The 17,708-nt window shown below is 42.2% G+C and carries 13 protein-coding genes; 5 read left to right on the top strand and 8 right to left on the bottom strand.

Annotation, left to right across the window (positions count from 1 at the left end):
* Positions 1-324: 324 nt before the first annotated feature.
* Together E0F88_RS29500 and E0F88_RS29495 are read left to right on the top strand one after the other, a co-directional pair.
* Positions 325-1,893, top strand: coding sequence for a glycoside hydrolase family 10-like protein (locus E0F88_RS29500; protein WP_131961937.1), 1,569 nt, complete (start codon positions 325-327; stop codon positions 1,891-1,893).
* 32 nt (positions 1,894-1,925) lie between these two features.
* Positions 1,926-3,143, top strand: a complete 1,218-nt coding sequence (locus E0F88_RS29495; RefSeq protein ID WP_131961936.1) for an NADH-quinone oxidoreductase subunit D — start codon at positions 1,926-1,928, stop codon at positions 3,141-3,143.
* Between the two features lie 95 nt (positions 3,144-3,238).
* On the opposite strand, the gene E0F88_RS29490 is transcribed toward E0F88_RS29495, so the two are convergent.
* From E0F88_RS29490 to E0F88_RS29460, 7 genes are all read right to left on the bottom strand, one after another.
* Positions 3,239-4,249 carry an aspartate-semialdehyde dehydrogenase gene (locus E0F88_RS29490; protein ID WP_131961935.1) on the bottom strand — a complete coding sequence of 337 codons (1,011 nt, stop codon included), beginning with the start codon at positions 4,247-4,249 and terminating at the stop codon, positions 3,239-3,241.
* Positions 4,250-4,413: 164 nt separating this feature from the next.
* Entirely contained in the window at positions 4,414-4,797 is a 384-nt protein-coding gene (locus tag E0F88_RS29485; protein ID WP_131961934.1) for a RidA family protein, read from the bottom strand.
* Between the two features lie 46 nt (positions 4,798-4,843).
* A complete protein-coding gene (gene recQ, locus E0F88_RS29480) occupies positions 4,844-6,994 on the bottom strand; it encodes a DNA helicase RecQ (RefSeq protein WP_131961933.1) in 2,151 nt (716 codons plus the stop codon).
* A gap of 30 nt (positions 6,995-7,024) precedes the next feature.
* Positions 7,025-8,428 (bottom strand): hypothetical protein, encoded by a 1,404-nt coding sequence (locus E0F88_RS29475; RefSeq protein ID WP_131961932.1) that lies wholly within the window; start codon positions 8,426-8,428, stop codon positions 7,025-7,027.
* A complete protein-coding gene (locus tag E0F88_RS29470) occupies positions 8,425-9,141 on the bottom strand; it encodes a ComEA family DNA-binding protein (protein ID WP_131961931.1) in 717 nt (238 codons plus the stop codon). The genes E0F88_RS29475 and E0F88_RS29470 overlap by 4 nt, the downstream gene beginning before the upstream one ends.
* 22 nt (positions 9,142-9,163) lie before the next feature.
* Positions 9,164-10,027, bottom strand: a complete 864-nt coding sequence (nadC, locus tag E0F88_RS29465; protein WP_131961930.1) for a carboxylating nicotinate-nucleotide diphosphorylase — start codon at positions 10,025-10,027, stop codon at positions 9,164-9,166.
* A 91-nt stretch (positions 10,028-10,118) separates the two neighbouring features.
* On the bottom strand, positions 10,119-11,873 hold the full coding sequence (locus E0F88_RS29460) for a hypothetical protein (RefSeq protein WP_131961929.1): 1,755 nt from the start codon (positions 11,871-11,873) through the stop codon (positions 10,119-10,121).
* Positions 11,874-11,999: 126 nt separating this feature from the next.
* Here E0F88_RS29460 and upp point away from each other — a divergent pair, with 126 nt between their 5' ends.
* Positions 12,000-12,644: a uracil phosphoribosyltransferase gene (gene upp / locus E0F88_RS29455; protein ID WP_131961928.1), complete on the top strand. Its 645-nt coding sequence runs from the start codon at positions 12,000-12,002 to the stop codon at positions 12,642-12,644.
* An 88-nt stretch (positions 12,645-12,732) separates the two neighbouring features.
* On the opposite strand, the gene E0F88_RS29450 is transcribed toward upp, so the two are convergent.
* Entirely contained in the window at positions 12,733-15,765 is a 3,033-nt protein-coding gene (locus tag E0F88_RS29450) for a carboxypeptidase-like regulatory domain-containing protein (protein ID WP_374756332.1), read from the bottom strand.
* A gap of 326 nt (positions 15,766-16,091) precedes the next feature.
* On the opposite strand from E0F88_RS29450, the gene E0F88_RS29445 reads away from it, so the two are divergent.
* Together E0F88_RS29445 and E0F88_RS29440 are read left to right on the top strand one after the other, a co-directional pair.
* On the top strand, positions 16,092-17,159 hold the full coding sequence (locus E0F88_RS29445) for a mannose-1-phosphate guanylyltransferase (RefSeq protein WP_131961927.1): 1,068 nt from the start codon (positions 16,092-16,094) through the stop codon (positions 17,157-17,159).
* Positions 17,160-17,278: 119 nt separating this feature from the next.
* Positions 17,279-17,521 (top strand): hypothetical protein, encoded by a 243-nt coding sequence (locus E0F88_RS29440; protein ID WP_131961926.1) that lies wholly within the window; start codon positions 17,279-17,281, stop codon positions 17,519-17,521.
* Positions 17,522-17,708: the final 187 nt, after the last annotated feature.

Here is a 17,708-nt window from a genome sequence, read left to right as displayed (position 1 = left end):
TGGGATACAGTTTTTAGCGTTATGCGGTAAATTAATACTTAACGGTTGGGTTAAGTCACAAAAAATCCTTGTAATTACACAATAAATATCTATAAAAAATATTCATTAAAACAACAATTCGTCCTTTGATATTCAGTTTTTTATAGGCCGGGTTAAAAGCAGATAACCGGGAAATATAACTAAGTCAAGATTGAAAAGTTATCTTATTATTAAAATCAGCCTGTTGAAAGTCTATCCTAATGAATGAAAGTAAGGTAGTTCTCGGCTAACTTTGTTCCAAATTACGTTACTTTGATCAGAATAACATTTTGCATACGTTTTATAGTGAAAAATTTTACAGTTATTGCGCTTTTCCTTTTACTAAACACTTTTTTGCTGACAGGCTGCGTGGCTCAAAGCACGGAAACTGATATCATATTCCCTCCAAAAAGGGAATTCAGGGCAGTTTGGATAGCAACAGTGGATAATATCGATTGGCCAAGCAGTAAAAATCTTGTGCCTGAAGTACAACGTGAAGAGTTTTCAAATCTGCTGGATTTCCATAAAAATGCAGGAATGAATGCGGTTTTTGTTCAGGTCAGAGCGGCTGGTGACGCATTTTATGCCAAAAGTAATGAGCCCTGGTCGGAGTGGCTGACAGGAAAGCAGGGACGCCAGCCACAGCCTTTCTGGGATCCTTTGGATTTTATGATTCAGGAGGCACATCATCGCGGACTGGAATTTCATGCGTGGCTAAATCTAAACCGCCTCGTGCATAAATCTTCAACCAGCGTTTCGGCAGAAAATATCAGTATCACACATCCCGAATGGATTATCAGTTATGACGGCTATAAACTGTTTGATTTCGGGATTCCGGAAGTAAGAAATTTTATCCGGGATGTGACGGTAAATGTTGCCAAAAACTATGATGTGGATGGCATTCACTTCGATGATTATTTTTATCCTTATGCCGTTCAGGGACAGACAATCCAGGACGAAGCTACATTCAGAAAACACGGAAGGGGTTTTACCAATAAGGCAGAATGGAGAAGAAATAACATCGATTTATTGGTAAAACAAATTCATGACACCTTAACGGCTATAAAGCCGAGGCTAAAATTCGGGATTAGCCCGTGCGGTGTCTGGCGAAATAAAGGAACCGATCCGGAAGGTTCAAAAACCTACGGCGCACTCGCCTCATACGATGATCTTTTTGCGGACAGCAGAAAATGGATCAAAGAAGGCTGGATCGATTACATTGCTCCGCAGGTTTATTTTTCATCCGGCTTTGGTCGTGTTCCTTATAAAAATCTGGTAGACTGGTGGACGGAGAATTGTTTTGGCCGGCATTTTTATGTGGGCATGGGAGCTTATCGCGTGGGGTATAAGGAAAAAGATACCAACTGGGCTAATCCGGCAGAAATACCCAACCAAATCAGATATTTCCGGGAAAATGAAACGGATGGAGCTATATTCTTTAGTTCGCGTTCCTTAAAGAATAACAGTTTAGGTTTTGCAGATTCGCTTCGTAAGGATTTTTTCAAATATCCTGCACTTGTCCCGACCATGCCATGGAAAGACAATATTCCGCCACTCTCACCAAAAAGTCTGAAAGCAACATTACTTTCAAATGGGCTGGAATTATTTTGGGAAAAACCGGATCCGGCATCGGATGGAGATGGTGCACAGTATTATGTGATATATCGCTTTTCAGAAACTGAAAAGGCTACGGCTTATGATCCCCGCCGCATTATCGGCATGTGTTATGAAGGCGAACGGTTTATAGATAAAAGTGTCCGGTCCGGACAACGTTATGTTTACTACATCACCTCTGTCGATCGCCTGCATAATGAAAGCCGTCCAATTGGCCCTTTACGTGTAGAGGTTCAGGAACAGAAACTGGTCAGATTTTAACAAAGTTGTAATTCTTCGTTTCAGTATCCCCCATGAGTAACGCCATTCAATACGAATACAAAAGAGAACATTTCGCAGCTTCTGCGCCTACCAAGTACAACTCCGAAAATCTTCGTACCGAAGAAATGGTTTTGAACATGGGGCCGCAACACCCTTCCACTCACGGTGTTCTGAGACTGGAAGTGGTAACGGACGGAGAAGTTGTTTTGGATGTGGTTCCGCATATTGGCTATTTGCACCGCTGTTTTGAAAAACATGCGGAGGCGTTGCCATTTAATCAGATCATTCCGTACGTGGACCGCATGGACTACGTAGCCGCAATGAATTCTGAGCATGCGTATGTGATGGGCGTCGAGCGTATGCTTGGAATTGAAAACGATATTCCGAAACGCGTTGAATACATCAGGGTGGTTGTTGCGGAATTAAACCGGCTTGCTTCTCATTTCGTAGCTTTGGGAACATATGCGCTGGATATTGGTGCATATACGCCGTTTTTATGGATGATGCGGGATCGTGAACAGATTTTGAGATTGCTGGAATGGACCTGCGGAGCCAGAATGCTTTATAACTATATCTGGATCGGCGGTCTTTTCTATGATCTTCCTGTTGGATTTGAGGAACGCTGCCTTGAATTTATAAAGTACTTAAAACCAAAGCTGGTTGAATTACAGCAACTGGTAGTTGATAATAAAATTTTTATTGAAAGAACTGCCAATGTAGGCGTATTACCAGTGCCGGTTGCGATAAATTACGGCTGTACAGGCCCGATGCTTCGTGCTTCGGGATTGCGATATGATTTGAGACGTGTGGATGGGTATTCCGTTTATCCGGAACTGGATTTTGATATTCCGATTGGTGAAGGAAAAATGGGAGCTTTGGGAGACTGCTGGGACAGAACCTGGGTTCGCGTGGCGGAATGCTGGGAATCTGTAAAAATCATTGAACAAAGTCTGCAAAGACTTACCGGAGATTATAAACGAACTGCTGACTTTGATCCGCAGGCACTGGTACCTAAAAAAATACGTCCGAAAGCGATGGACTTTTATACACGGGCCGAAAGTCCAAAAGGAGAATTGGGTTTCTTTTTCCGTACAGACGGCCGGTCGGATATTCCGGTTCGCTGTAAAGCAAGAGCCTGTTCCTTTAATAATCTTTCGGTCATTGGTGAAATGTCAAAAGGTGCGCTTCTTGCCGACCTGGTTGCGATCATAGGTTCAATTGATGTCGTGATGGGAGAGGTAGACAGGTGAGAGCGTTTTGGCTTAGGGCATAGGGCTGGGAAGAGGTAAAACAAAAAAAGCTTCATTATGAAGCTTTTTTTGTTTTACGGGATATTCTTTCGGCTTTAAACTTCCTGCGCAACACCAACTAAATCGTGTTTCATCAAAAACTCAGCGATTTGTACTGTGTTGGTCGCAGCTCCTTTACGAAGGTTATCTGCAACGATCCACAAATTCAAAGTTTTAGGCTGTGATTCATCTCTGCGGATACGGCCAACGAAAGTATCATCTTTACCGTGAGCTGTTAATGGCATAGGATACAGGAAGTTTTTGGGGTCGTCCTGAATAATAACACCTTCTGCCTGGCTAAGAATCTGACGAACTTCGTCCAGATCAAATTCATTTTCAAATTCGATGTTTACCGCTTCTGAATGGCCTCCGATGGTCGGGATACGAACCGTGGTAGCAGTAACAGCAATGCTGTCATCGCCCATGATCTTTTTCGTTTCGTTGGTCATTTTCATTTCTTCTTTGGTATAACCATTGTCAAGAAACGAATCAATATGCGGCAACACGTTCAGGTCAATCTGATGCGGATATACTTTTCCTTTGCTGTGGTCTCCTGCTCTTTCTGAGAACAACTGATCAACAGCCGCTTTTCCTGTTCCGGTAACAGATTGGTATGTAGAAACAACAACGCGTTTGATTTTATATTTCTCATGCAAAGGATTCAAAACCACCACCATCTGAATGGTTGAACAGTTTGGATTTGCAATGATCTTATCTTCTTTTGTCAATGTTTTTGCATTGATCTCAGGCACTACGAGTTTCTTCGTAGGGTCCATTCTCCAGGCAGATGAATTGTCGATTACCGTAATTCCCGCTTCTGCAAATCTTGGAGCCAGTTCCAGGGATGTACCTCCGCCGGCAGAGAAAATGGCAATTTCAGGTTTGGCTGCGATGGCTTCCTCAAAACCGATCACCTTTATCTGTTTACCCTTGAATGTGATTTCCTTACCAACAGATCTTTCTGATGCAACGGCCAATAGTTCCGTCACCGGGAAATTACGCTCTTCGAGCACTTTGAGGATTTCGCCGCCTACCAGGCCGGTAGCGCCTACCACTGCAATTTTCATAATAGTAAATGAATTAATAAAAATGGTTAGTCTCTTTTCGTCCAGGAACCGGACAGGAAAAGAGCCGCAAATTTACGGGGAATTTTAGAAAAAATATTATTTTAAACTCATTAATGAATTACAACGGACAGAATAAGTCCGTCTCATTCAATTAATTCACTTGTTTAAGCCAAAACGGCGGTGAATTCGATCTCGACCAGGTAGTCTGGAGAAACCAGGGCACTGATTTCATAAATCCCGGTTGTGGGTTTTATGTCTCCGAAATAGGCACCATGCGCCCTTGCTATGTCATCAAAACGACTGATATCGGTGGTAAAAATCCGGGTGCGCACCACATCATTTAGACTAGCTCCGGCTTCTTCAAGTACCTTGGCAATCCGCCCGATGATGTTGTTGGTTTGGGCAAAGGCATCATCCGCTTTTACTATTTCTCCATCAACGATGGCCACAGTTCCCGCTACTTCTACAATGTTACCGATTCTTACAGCGCGGCAGTAGCCCATTTTGTCTTCCCAGGGTGAGCCGGAAAGGATGTTTTGTCTTGACATGTTTACTATAAATTATAATTGAAATTTACCGGGTAAAGCCAAAAAACTAATGCATCTCCTCTTCCCAAACCGCCAGCGCTAATTTTATCTGCCCGTAATCGTACTGCTCATTTAATAACTCAAAAAGCGGTTTGAGCGGGTCCTCTTTCCGGATGTTCATTTCCTCTGCGGCTTTAATTATCGTGTTATAGGTTTTATCATCAATGAGCGCTTTTAAATCAATGGCATGACCGTCTTCTTTTAATTTCACCAAATGCGACAAAATTGTTACCGGATTCAGGTTACGCTTTTCTCCAATAACTTTCACCGAATATCCTGCCTTGTAAAGATCCAACGTTTCAATGTAGGTCATTCCTTTCACGATCCGTGTGCCCGGCTGCGTGTTTTCCCTGGCAAATGCGACAATTTCATTAATAAAAGTTTCTCCGTAACGCCTGAATTTTTCGGCACCTATCCCCGACACTGCTTTCATCTGTGCTTCTGAAACCGGTTTTTTCTGGGCCATTTCGGAAAGCGTGGCATCGCTGAAGACAACATAAGGCGGAACCGCCAGTGCATCTGCCATTTGTTTTCTTAATATTCTCAACCTTTCAAAAAGTGCATCACGAATAATTTCCTGTTTTGGTTTTTCCTTTGGGGCCAGCTCTTCTTCTTTCGCTTTCCGTTCGGATATCGGAATGAATTTAACCAGTTCCACTTTGCGTTCTCCTTTTAAGATTTGTCGGCTAGCTGCATTAAGCTTAAATGCATGTGCTTCATCATAAGCAATATCCATTACGCCGGAGTTCAAAAGCTGGCTGATGTATTCAGCCCATTCCTCGCCTCGCAGATCGTGCCCGACACCGAACGTCGGGAGTCTGTCGTAGCCATATTGCAGCACATTACGATTGCGGCTTCCGCGCAAAATATCTATCAGCATACCCATTGCCACCTTCTGATCCGTACGGGCAATGCCTGAAAGCGCCTTTTGGGCAATAACCGTTGCATCAAACCGGGTTCTCGGATTCCGGCAGACATCGCAGTTTCCGCAATCTTTTTCCACCGCTTCATTGAAATAACTCAACAGAATTCTCCGGCGGCAAATATCGGCTTCGGCGTACTGTTTCATACGGTTCAACTTTGCATGGAGCAATTCTTTCTGTTCTTCGGATTGTTCCGAATTGTTTATCATATCCTGCCTCGTAATGATATCCATATAGCTGTAAAACAGCACCGTATCGGAAGGTGAACCATCCCGTCCTGCACGCCCGATTTCCTGGTAGAAACTTTCAACATTCGAGGGCAGATTGTAGTGAATCACCCAGCGGACGTTGGATTTATCGATGCCCATTCCGAAGGCTATGGTTGCTACAATGACCTGAATATCATCTTTTAAAAATTGCTCCTGAACTTTTGAACGCTGTTCGGATGGAAGTCCGGCATGATAAAACGCTGCTTTAAAACCGGCATTTTGTAAACTGGCCGCAACCGTTTCGGTCCCTTTACGGCTCAGGCAATAGATAATTCCAGGCTGGCCGTCGTGTTTGTAAACAAAGCTCTGTATCTGCTGGATCCGTTTTCTGCCCGGAAGTACATTTAAGCTGAGGTTGGGACGGTTAAAACTGGCGATGTAAGTTTCAGCATGTTCGATGCCGAGCTGTTTTAAAATGTCGCGTCGGGTTACCCGGTCTGCGGTCGCAGTGAGTGCTATAACCGATACATCGGGGAAACGTAGTTTCAAATTACTCAGCTGCCGGTATTCAGGACGGAAGTCATGTCCCCAGGAAGAAATACAATGTGCTTCGTCAATAGCAAATAACTGAACGTTCCATTCCCGTAAAAAATCAAAAGTATTTCCTGAAAAAAGGCGTTCAGGAGCTATGTAGAGCAACTTCAGTTCGCCTACTTTGGCCTGCCACATCACCTGATCCTGTTCAGCAGATGATAGCGATGAATTTAAAAAGGCAGCATTTATCCCGTTTCCTCTCAAAGCTTCAACCTGATCTTTCATCAAAGCAATCAATGGCGAAATGACAACGGTTAGTCCGTCACGGAGAATTGCAGGAATCTGGAAACAAACCGATTTTCCGCCACCTGTTGGCATCAGGACGAGGCAATCCTGATTATCCATTACTTTATCTATAATTTCGGCCTGTTGCGGGCGAAAAGAATCGTATCCAAAGTATTTTTTTAAAACGTCTTGTTTGGTGATGCTCATTGCCATGTAATTTGGTGCAAAAGTAATGATTCAAAACTGGTACATCATCTGCGCTTTCAATTCGCTACGCTTATTTCCTTTTATCTCTGCTAAGCCTGAACTTATTGTATCGAGTTTGCCATACCTTGTTTGCGACCAGCGCAGCCATACTTTCAATTTTTTGGATAAATTAAACCTTGCCATGAGATAATGCCGCGTGCCTTTGTCATAATAGGCTGGGAGTGAGAAAGCGTACAACATATCTTTTTCATAAACATATTGGCGGCTATCGTAATTGTCGGTTTTAAAAAGGGCCACTCTGGCACTTAGCTCTAACTTTCGTAAATGCCAGGTTATATCCTGCACAATCGTAATACCTCTGGATGCCGGATTTTCTTTATAAGCAAAATCGCCTCCCTGTATTCTTGTCCGAATTGAAAAACGAAGCGGAACTTCATATTCGGCATTTATTGTAACACTTCGCCGGATGGTTTCTGCAACCGGTGGCAGCGGATCATTGTCATCAGGAAAGTTATGCGGCTTATGTTTTTCATGAAAGAGTGCATAAGCGTTGAACCGTTTGTTTGGTTTATATAAAACATGCAGATAAAAATCGTGTCCGTCGGACGTGGCACTGACCTGATATTTTAACCATGGAAAAGTAAACCGGTCATAAAAACCGCTGAATTGCCATCGGCGGTTTGGCGTATAACGCAAGCCCCAGTAACTTCCTGACTCATTGATCGGCCTGGTAGACTCAGCAATGGAATTACCGTAAAATGTATGAAAGTTCCGGTCGTAGTGCCGTATCAGAAAGGTAAAATCAAATGTTTTACCCAAACCGGCAATCAGACCCGCTATCCCGCCGATTCCACCGCTTTTTGAACGTGCTCCTTCTCCAAAAAAATGCAGGTTCTGCCATCGGTAATCTCCATGCAAACCAATTACTAAATTATGTTTGCCGGAAAATTCAAAGTGATTGTATGGCACATCTTTCTTCCGGAGAAACGATGCGTAATTTGTATTCAGTAAAGTCAGCCCTATTTGCCCACGTTGTGAAGGCAATCTGTAAAGTCCGTGAAAACCAATATTTTGTTCAGGAATGATATTGTGTTTTGCACGCTCAGTGGGTGTCCGGTGATAACCTGAGATTAGCAAGGACGAAATAATCATTTCATCAGCGGAACTGTCGTCAAGACTTGCATCCCTTTTGGTTCGGGAATAAAAAGTGGATATATCAAGTTGTTTTGAAAAAGCATAAGTGGCGGCAATACCTCTGAAAAAGTTTGCTTCCAAAACAGAAGTGTATGGGCGAAGTCCCAGAGTACTCCGGTATGTAGTGCGGATTACTTCTGATCCTTTGCCCAGCGAAAAACCTGCTGCCATTACCATTCCCTGTCCGGCCTGCATCTGGAAATCGCCAATAATCAGATTTTTCAATTTTCCTCTGTTCATAATTTGCGCATGAATGATGAAAAATCAGCTCCAAAAATCTGATTCTTTGGTTTCCATTCCCACCATTTTTCTCCTGAATCTTTTTCGAGACTTAATCCAAAACTGTAAACACCGGTTCGAGCGTTCCTGTAACGCAGATAACCGGACAATGGCTGACCCTTGTAACGCGATGTTGAACGTGAAGCGGTGTCGGTTTCAGAAAATCCTTTTTGCTTTTCGAGCAATCTTCCTGACCTGAGCATTAAAAAGTGCTGGGTTGGATTTTTTAGATTTTCACGCAGCGAAATCAATTTTGGTTCGACGGTTACAAATGGAAGTATCCTGTAAATTGTGGTTAACTCAAAATCAGGAACTGCTTGCAACTCATACAGCGACAAAAAGGGGCCGAGCTTGTTGCGGTGAGCCAGAAGTGATGCAATTTGCTTTTCGGTAAGAATAAAAGTTGCCGTGAGCTCATCACTGGTAACTGTATTCAGATCGAGCGGATTGGCATATAATTGAAATAAAGATTCGTATAAATCTTCATAATTGGAGTCTTCGGTCGGAGAAGGAAACAGGTTTTGGATAAACTGACTGATATCTATTTCCTGTTTGGGGGGATCCTGAGCGTTTAAAGTATTTGATAAAAAAAGCGCCGGCAGCAATAGCCGGATTAAAGCTATTCTTGCCGGCGTATCTTTCAGGACGTATTTGAGTATGTAAAATCTTTGCATACGCCCGGAGATTGATGAGAGGTTAGAAGGCTTTTAAACTTAGATCAAGACTTCGCGCCTGGTGCGTCAAAGCGCCGCTCGAAATTCCATCGACACCTGTTTCGGCTACCTGACGTAACGTTTTTTCTGTAATATTTCCCGAAGCTTCTGTTTCAAAACGTCCTCCAATAAGCTCAACGGCTTGCTTCATATTTTCGATAGAGAAGTTGTCAAGCATAATAATGTCAACCTGGCCAACACGTAATACTTCTTTTACTTCATCCAGATTACGTGTTTCTATTTCGATTTTTAATTTTTTGCCTGTTTCGCTGAGGTATTTTCTTGCCCCTGTAATTGCTTTTTCTATTCCTCCGGCATAATCCACATGATTATCTTTTAACATGATCATATCGTAAAGACCCATCCGGTGATTTACAGCTCCCCCGATTTTTACGGCCATTTTTTCAAACAGCCTGAAATTCGGAGTTGTTTTTCTGGTATCGAGCAGCTTTACAGGCAGATCTTGGATCAGGCTTACCATCTGGTTTGCATAAGTTGCAATGCCGCTCATGCGCTGCATGGTGTTGAGTACGAGCCTTTCCGCTTTTAGAATCAGTCTTGCACTTCCTTCTACGGTCAAAACGATATCGCCTCTTTTGACTTCGGTTCCGTCATGAAGTAACACTTCAATTTCAAGAGCAGGGTCGTTATAAAGGGATGCTGTCTCTTCAAATATGATAAGCGCAACTTCCACACCTGCCAAAATTCCATCCTGCTTCACTAAAAGCTTAGCCCTTTTGGTGGCATCGGCAGGCACAGATGAAAGAGAAGAATGATCGCCGTCGCCGATATCTTCAAGTAAAGCAAGGCGTATTAAATCACGAATTTGATGGGGATCTGTTTCCATATTCAATTGTATGATCGGGCGTGTTTATGGCACCTGAAAATTGTTTGATTTATAGTTTAACCAGTTTAATATTTAGGTAAATATCGAAAGGTCAAAATGTTTGCTGACGATAAGCCATGTTGTAACGCACTGCTATTGAAAATACGTTGGATTTTTGAGTAAAATCAACATTTTCTGATTTTACATTACGAACCAGACAACGGCCGTCCACAAAAAGGTTATGAGCAAGAGAATAACTTAACCGCAAGTCGGTGTATGTATTTTTTGTTAAAATACCCTGGCCGATTTTATGGTCTATGTCACGGTCACCATCCTCCACCCGCCTTCTTGTTTCGTAGTTTTTCTGAAGATCTCCCCCATAATTGTAAGTGGAATTCGGGTCCATTCCTTTATTTGCCAACATGATTGTACCATATACCGAAAGCCGGGAAGTGGGTTTGTAACGTATAATTCCTACAAATTCCCGGAAGTTAGAACCAAGCGGGTGTGCAAGTGATTGTCCGTAATGTGCATAGTTTCTGCCACCGTCTTTGTGCGCATAAGTATAAGGGCGAACCAGATTGTACTCTCCCTGTAAGTCTAAGTCTGGTATTCCGAAAGCATCAACATATTTTCCTCCCAGCTGAAAACTGTACTTATTCGTCCAGGATTTACTTCCGTTGAAAAGATATTTTGTAAGAAATTCATCCAGTACGAATTGACTGTAAATAGAAGTCTTTTTACCCAGCAGCCATCGGAAATCAAAACCCAGCAATGCGTTATCCTGGCTGCCGATGTAGGATTCGACATAACGGTAAAAGATGATCGGATTCAGGTAATTGAGGTCATAACCGCCGCCAACAGAATCACGGTTAAAAACCTCAGCTTCAAATACACCAAAATTAATTTTCTCAGTAAGATTGACACTCAAATGGTGAATGGCTGCAAATTTTTTACCTCTCAGCCCATCACTCCATGAGTTGCCATCGTTATTTAACATACTGGTCCAAAGGTTGGTATATTTAAACCGGCCAAGCTGTGTGTCAAGTCTTAAAAAGAGATATGGACTGCTGTTATCAGACAGGATCAGCGAGCGGTAGCCGCTTCCAAAAACATTGTGATCATGACCAAACTTAACATTGATGTTTTTAATCGGCCGGAAAGTAATATATCCACGTGCAGTCAGGAAATCGACGCTGTTGTTTTTAATACTTTTTTTTGCCAAACCTTCTCCAGGAAAAGTAAATTCAGGCGCAAAATCCCGGACAAACTTTGGAAATAATCCCTGACTATCAGTAACAAAAGTATAAAAACCCAGTTTTTCGCTGATCATTCCTCTGATTTCAACGCCCCGGCCTGTAAACCAGAGAGAGGAATTGGTGTTATTATCTTTTCCCAGAAAATTGGTTGTGACAAAATTGAAGTGCAGGTCAAAGTCCTTATTGTGAATGCTGTAAAGATCGGCCGCATGTTCCCAGAACTTTCTTTTTTTATTTACGGCAGGAGATCTGAACCATCCTAACCGGGCAAGATTGTTATAATGAGCTGAGTCGGTCGAAACCATTTTCGGAGCCCATTCCCAGCTGTCTTCACGCAAGTAATCAATTGTTTCCCAGTCTCTGTTGGTTAAAGGGACATCACCTTCTTTTAATATGGAATCGGTCAGTGCTACAACGGCTTTTCTCTCAAATGGTTTTACGGCAGAATGAAAACCCTCGGTGAATTTCCCTCGTTTGATTTCCAGCCTGTCGATCAGATGATAATAGTCGTCGTTTAAAGGAATGAAAGAGCTTTGAGCCTGAGCGTATGATACCGATATCAGAATAATAAAGGAGATTCTAAAAAATTCTGTAAATCGTTGATTCATAGTGGATAAAATTCTTTTATCCACATAATTTTACCTATTGCGGATAATTTTTCGAATTAGTGGTTCAAATTACGTCAATGAATTTGTATTATCTTGCATTCACCGGGCTAAAAAACTTTCACATTTATGTTTTTACTTTCTCAAAAACCTTCCATTGCCGATCATTATCTTGCGGAACTTCGTGACATTAACATTCAGAAAGACAGGATGAAATTTCGGAGAAATCTGGAACGTGTCGGTGAATTATTAGCCTATGAAATTTCAAAAACGCTGACATTCCGGTCAGAAAAAGTGGAGACTCAGTTAGGTATGGCACCTTCCAGATCACTTCTTCAGCCCGTGGTTCTGGCAACGATTATGCGCGCCGGCCTGCCTCTGCATCAGGGTTTTCTCAACATTTTTGATCATGCTGATAATGCATTTATAGGCGCTTATCGTGGGCATAACATTGGTGAAGATGAGGAGTTTGAAGTGGAAATGGATTACATTACAAGTCCGGATCTTACCGGTAAAACGCTCATTCTTGTTGATCCGATGCTCGCCACGGGCAGTTCCCTTGAAAAAGCATATCATGCATTATTACGATTTGGTATACCGGCACAGACACATATCGCGGCCGTGATCGCCTGCCCGGAAGGTGTAAATTATCTCCAGCAAAGAATTCCGCAATGCAGGTTATGGCTGGGAGCAATTGACCAAAAACTGAACGAACAATTTTATATTGTTCCCGGATTAGGTGACGCAGGGGATCTTGCGTTTGGGGAGAAATAATTCAATATTACAATATTTTGTAAAAGAAAAACGGACCGGCAGAAAATCTACCGGTCCGTTTTATATGTTGAAAGGAATGTATTTAAAATCAGTTTAACAATTCATCAAAAGTAATCGATACATAATAGGTAGAACCGACATTCGGACTGCCGTAAGCCTGTATGTATGATTTGCCAAATAAGTTGGTACCACCTAATTTGATAATAGATTTAATTGAAGAAACCTTCATACTAACCTGCGCATCTAAATTGCTAATGGACGGCACTGTTGTATTTGAGAATAACGGAACATCCGTTCCCGAAGGCAGGATAAAGCTTGATTCCCATAAGAAAGCCTGCTGATATTTGTAGGCCAGGTTAAACCCAAACATACTTGTACTAGTAATTCTTTTTCCAAAACTCAGATTGTAGCGGTACTTAGGCGTGTTAAATTGAGAATACTGAACTTCCGGCGAAGGTGTAAAATCGGATAACTCATTATTTGCCAAATTACCGCCCACATTGAATCCCATTGGTAGAGCATAATTAAGTCCCAATGCAAAACCCCTCGTGGTGATAGTTTCCGAAGTATTTACAGTTCGTGAGTAGCCGTTGAAGTTCCCTGCACCAATACCCGATTCAATAGGAAGGCCAGGCTGTGCGGCGGCTGTTGGTACTACGATTACGGTACCGCCAATCAGGTTGGTATACTTGCTGATATAGTAATAGGCATCAATAAAAAGTTTTTTAGCAATTACAGATTTATACCCTATTTCATAAGAAGCAATTCGTTCCGGCCTTAGCTTGGTTGTTTGGTATTTAGGTAATTTGGCAAGCGCAAACGCCGGAGCTAGCTGCGTAACCAAGCCAGGAACACGGGCTTGCAGCGCAGCAGGCAAAGCACCCTGAACACCGGCAGTTACAGCAGCCTGAATGGCAGCAGGTACATTTGGTATTTGTCCGGCGGCAACAGCTGCATTAACCTGAGTAGTTACTGCCGCAGTTACAGCCTGCGTTACAGCAGCGGTTGCATAAGCAGTAGCACTTTGAATGATTGAAGGATCGCCTTGTATCGTTTTTAAGATATTTTCAGTCGATAAATTCTGTCTTAAAATCCCGTTTGCAAGGTTGTATCGGGCATCAAATTCCGGCAAACCGCCTATAAGCGTTCCCGACGGTGTTTTCAAGTCAATATACTGATTTTGAGTAGTTGGGATACGAAACCCTGTTTGGTAAGATAAACGAATATTGTGTTCTCCAAAAGTGGTTACTGCGGACAAGCGGGGTGTAAACTGCCCATCAAAGTTTTCATTTTTATCATATCTGATTGAACCGGAAAGTTTTAAATGATTGCTTAAAAGGCTTTTACCCGCCTGTACAAAAGCACCGAATTCATTTATTGGAATTGTTCCGTCCCGACCTTCTTTTTGGTCAGAAAACAACGTTCCGCCAGAGCGGAGCTGATACTGTCTAAAGTTTGCTCCCGCCAATAATTCAATAAATTTGATCTGGTTTTTGAAATTATAAAAACCCTCTACATGATAAAGATTTGTTTTATCAGCAAATCCGCCGCCACCGTTCACGATTGGCATGTTACGGTATTTGTCAAGTAACTGGCGGTAAGCGTCGGTTCCGGGAGCGGGCATTCCCGCATCAGCTGTTTTTCTCGCAGCGAGATGTGCATCCGCTTCGTTAGCTCCCTGAGCGCGGGCAGTTGCAAAAGCACCGGTATATTGTCCAAACCAGGTTGCATGCGGTTTAATTTCATTCAGCATGGATACCGCGGCTAATCCGGCCAGATAAGATTTGCCGGAACGTTCCTGTGTGGTATATGCACGTACCGTAAAATTGTCACCGCGTAATTCAAGTTTAGCCTGTGTCAAGTTGAAATTACGCAGGGAATACCGTCCGGTTGCCGTGTAAACCGTAGTTCCGTAGCCATAATTGATCTGTGCGATAGCTTCAATTTTATCACTGATACGGTAATGAATCGCCGCGTTGGCCTTAAAACTTTTGGTATTATAATCCACCAGATCTTTTTCCAGATAACCGGTGCGGCTCACAAAAGTACTTGGAACGAGTCCGACAGCAGCAGAAGGCAAAAGTCCGTTTGCAGCAAGCGTTTGTGCAACTGCATTGATATTGGTCTGTACCTCATCGCCATAACTGTTCACTCCGTCATAATCGACGTCGGTACCTGCTCCACGGGTTGGATCTGCGTTTCCTCCCACGTTTAGATTGCTGTAATTGGTTGCTTCCCAGTCTTTTGCTTTGATATATGAAAGGTTAACCTTAAAGGCGAGTTTATTATTAAATGCTTTTGCATAACGGATTGTACCGTCAATAAAAGGCGTCGTTGCTTTGGAACGGTGCGATTCGTGCATAACACCCGATTTGACATTAGCGCTCAGTCCCTGATATAAAAACGGACTTTTACTATTCATTAATATCAAGCCGTTAATTGCATTCGGACCATAAAGTGCTGATGCAGCTCCAGGAAGTATTTCAACACTTTCTACATCCAGTTCTGACATACCTATAATATTGTCCAGCGGAAAATTCAGCCCTGGTGCCTGGTTGTCCATACCGTCGATCATCTGAACGGTTCTTGGATTTCCTGTACTGCCAAAACCACGCATATTGATGGATTTGAATAAGACACCCTGTGTGGCCATGTCAATACCTTTCAGGTTGGCAAGTGCATCATAGAAATTAGGAGATGGCGTCTCGCGAATTCCACGGATATCCATTTTTTCGACTGCAACGGGAGATTTCATCACACTTTCTTCAACCCGCGATGCCGAAACAACAATTTCCTGACCGAGAATTACCTGCTCGGAAAGTTTTATCTGAAAGTCAGTTTGTCCGCCGGAAACATTAATCTCCTGAGTTTGGAACCCAACCGAGGAAATAACGAGTGTAAACGGAGGCGGCGAATTAACAGAAAAACTGAAATTTCCTTTGGCATCCGTAATTGTTCCTATCACTTTTCCTTTTATCTGAATGCTGACGCCGGCAAGCGGTTCGTTGGAAGAGGTCTCAGTTACCTGGCCTCCCAGTTTTGTTTGCGCAAATGCACAGGTACTGAAAAGTGTCATCAGAAGCACCCAGCACATCTTTTTGCCAGTAAAGTTATTATTCATGGTTTTTAATTTGATGGATTTTTACTTATGGAAGCAAGTTAAAATAATAAAGGTGACAAATTATAGTAATGTGCTATTTTTTCTCAAAATATTAAAAAAATTATACTTTTTAAGATGACGTCATTTCTAAAATACAATTCATAAAAAAACGCCTTAGCGGTCGTGAAACCGTATTTTTTCAATTTTTGAAAAATAAAAAAGAAAATTATTTGATGAGGATGTTTTGGGTAAGAGACCTTCATAAGTCGTTCAGATATCGTTCATATTTACCTTTAGTTCTTAGCTTTGCGGAATCATTCATGCTAACATACATTTGACTTTTCACAATGAAGGAAACATACGTAATTATAATGGCAGGAGGGGTTGGTACGCGTTTCTGGCCATTTAGCCGGGCTAGTTTCCCCAAACAATTTCATGACGTTCTGGGGACCGGAAAAACACTTTTACAGCAAACCGTTGATCGTTTTGAAGGAGTCTGTCCTCCTGAAAATATCTACATTGTTACCAGTCAGGAATATAAGGATTTGGTAAAAGAACAAATTCCTTTTTTAACTGACGACCAGATACTTCTGGAACCGCACCGGAGAAACACGGCACCCTGTATTGCATACGCATGTTATAAAATTGCTTCCCGTGATCCGGATGCGAATGTGATTGTAGCACCGGCAGATCATATCATTTTGAATGAAGAAGTTTTTAGGGATACCGTGCGAATTGCATTGGGTGCTGCCCGTACGGAGGACATTTTGGTTACGCTCGGTATTCAGCCAACTCGGCCCGATACCGGCTATGGATATATTCAGTACATACCGGATAAGTTGATGGTTAAAAAGGTGAAGTCTTTTACTGAAAAACCTCAGCTTGAACTTGCCCTGCAGTTTCTGGATAGCGGAGATTTTCTCTGGAACGCAGGAATTTTTATTTGGAATATAAACTCCTTTAAGAAAGCCCTTTCACAATTCCAGCCGGATATAGCTGAAATTTTCGAACAGGGACACGAGCATTATTATACCGAATTAGAAGAGTCTTTTATCCATAAAGCTTATCAGCATTGCGGCAGCATTTCGATTGACAACGGCATTATGGAAAAAGCAGATAACGTCCATGTTGTCCTGAGCAGCTTCGGATGGTCGGATCTGGGAACCTGGAAATCTTTATATGAAGTTTCGGAAAAGGATCAAAATCAGAATGTTAAAGAGGGTAATCTGATCCTGCACAATACGACGAACTCCATCATCAAAATGCCTTCGGATAAATTGGTTGTGATCAACGGTTTGGAAGGATTTATTGTGGCGGAGTACGATGGAGTGCTTATGATCTGCAAAAAAGAAGACGAGCAGAAGGTTAAGGAATTTGTGGCGCAGGCGAAAGAATTGGATGCCAGGTTTGTATAATTGCTATAAATGTGCAGACTATGTTTTACCAGTGCGGACAAAATTTCAGAAGTTTGTCTACCCATTTATAGCTCAAATTTTTAAATTTGTATTACTAAATTAATGTAATTCAACATTTTATGTCAGCAACTGGGTTAAAATCGGAGGTGATTCGTCTGGTAAACGGAATGGACGATAATTTAATGGAAGATCTGCTGTCTTCCATTAAGTTATTTATAGAACAGCAGGAGTCGCCTGAGATTGATAACATTTCTCCGGATTTGGTTATAACTCTGAATGAATCTTTGCGAGGGATTGATCGGGATAAATTGCTATCCAATGAAGAAATAAAGAAAGCAACGAAGACGTGGCTTACGAAATAAAGTGGACACCTCCGGGAAAAGAAAATTATCGGGAGATAGTGGATTTTCTTTATGATACTTGGGGCGAAGCCAGCGCCATAAAATTCACTGAGGAATTACAGAAACGGCTAAGCTACCTTTAAAATTTTCCTTTTATAGGAAAACAGCATCCGTTACTCTCTTCTGTCAGACAGTTGATAATCAATAA

It is taken from the genome of Dyadobacter psychrotolerans (assembly GCF_004349265.1).
Classification (GTDB): domain Bacteria; phylum Bacteroidota; class Bacteroidia; order Cytophagales; family Spirosomataceae; genus Dyadobacter; species Dyadobacter psychrotolerans.
Note: the sequence above shows the minus strand (reverse complement) of the source record. Positions and strands in the feature narration are given on the sequence as shown.

Excerpts from the sequence above, each read along its gene's own strand:
- E0F88_RS29495 (WP_131961936.1), top strand. The coding sequence starts at position 1,926 with ATGAGTAACGCCATTCAATACGAATACAAAAGAGAACATTTCGCAGCT.
- E0F88_RS29490 (WP_131961935.1), bottom strand. The coding sequence starts at position 4,249 with ATGAAAATTGCAGTGGTAGGCGCTACCGGCCTGGTAGGCGGCGAAATC.
- E0F88_RS29485 (WP_131961934.1), bottom strand. The coding sequence starts at position 4,797 with ATGTCAAGACAAAACATCCTTTCCGGCTCACCCTGGGAAGACAAAATG.
- recQ (WP_131961933.1), bottom strand. The coding sequence starts at position 6,994 with ATGAGCATCACCAAACAAGACGTTTTAAAAAAATACTTTGGATACGAT.
- E0F88_RS29475 (WP_131961932.1), bottom strand. The coding sequence starts at position 8,428 with ATGAACAGAGGAAAATTGAAAAATCTGATTATTGGCGATTTCCAGATG.
- E0F88_RS29470 (WP_131961931.1), bottom strand. The coding sequence starts at position 9,141 with ATGCAAAGATTTTACATACTCAAATACGTCCTGAAAGATACGCCGGCA.
- nadC (WP_131961930.1), bottom strand. The coding sequence starts at position 10,027 with ATGGAAACAGATCCCCATCAAATTCGTGATTTAATACGCCTTGCTTTA.
- E0F88_RS29460 (WP_131961929.1), bottom strand. The coding sequence starts at position 11,873 with ATGAATCAACGATTTACAGAATTTTTTAGAATCTCCTTTATTATTCTG.
- upp (WP_131961928.1), top strand. The coding sequence starts at position 12,000 with ATGTTTTTACTTTCTCAAAAACCTTCCATTGCCGATCATTATCTTGCG.
- E0F88_RS29450 (WP_374756332.1), bottom strand. The coding sequence starts at position 15,765 with ATGAATAATAACTTTACTGGCAAAAAGATGTGCTGGGTGCTTCTGATG.
- E0F88_RS29445 (WP_131961927.1), top strand. The coding sequence starts at position 16,092 with ATGAAGGAAACATACGTAATTATAATGGCAGGAGGGGTTGGTACGCGT.
- E0F88_RS29440 (WP_131961926.1), top strand. The coding sequence starts at position 17,279 with ATGTCAGCAACTGGGTTAAAATCGGAGGTGATTCGTCTGGTAAACGGA.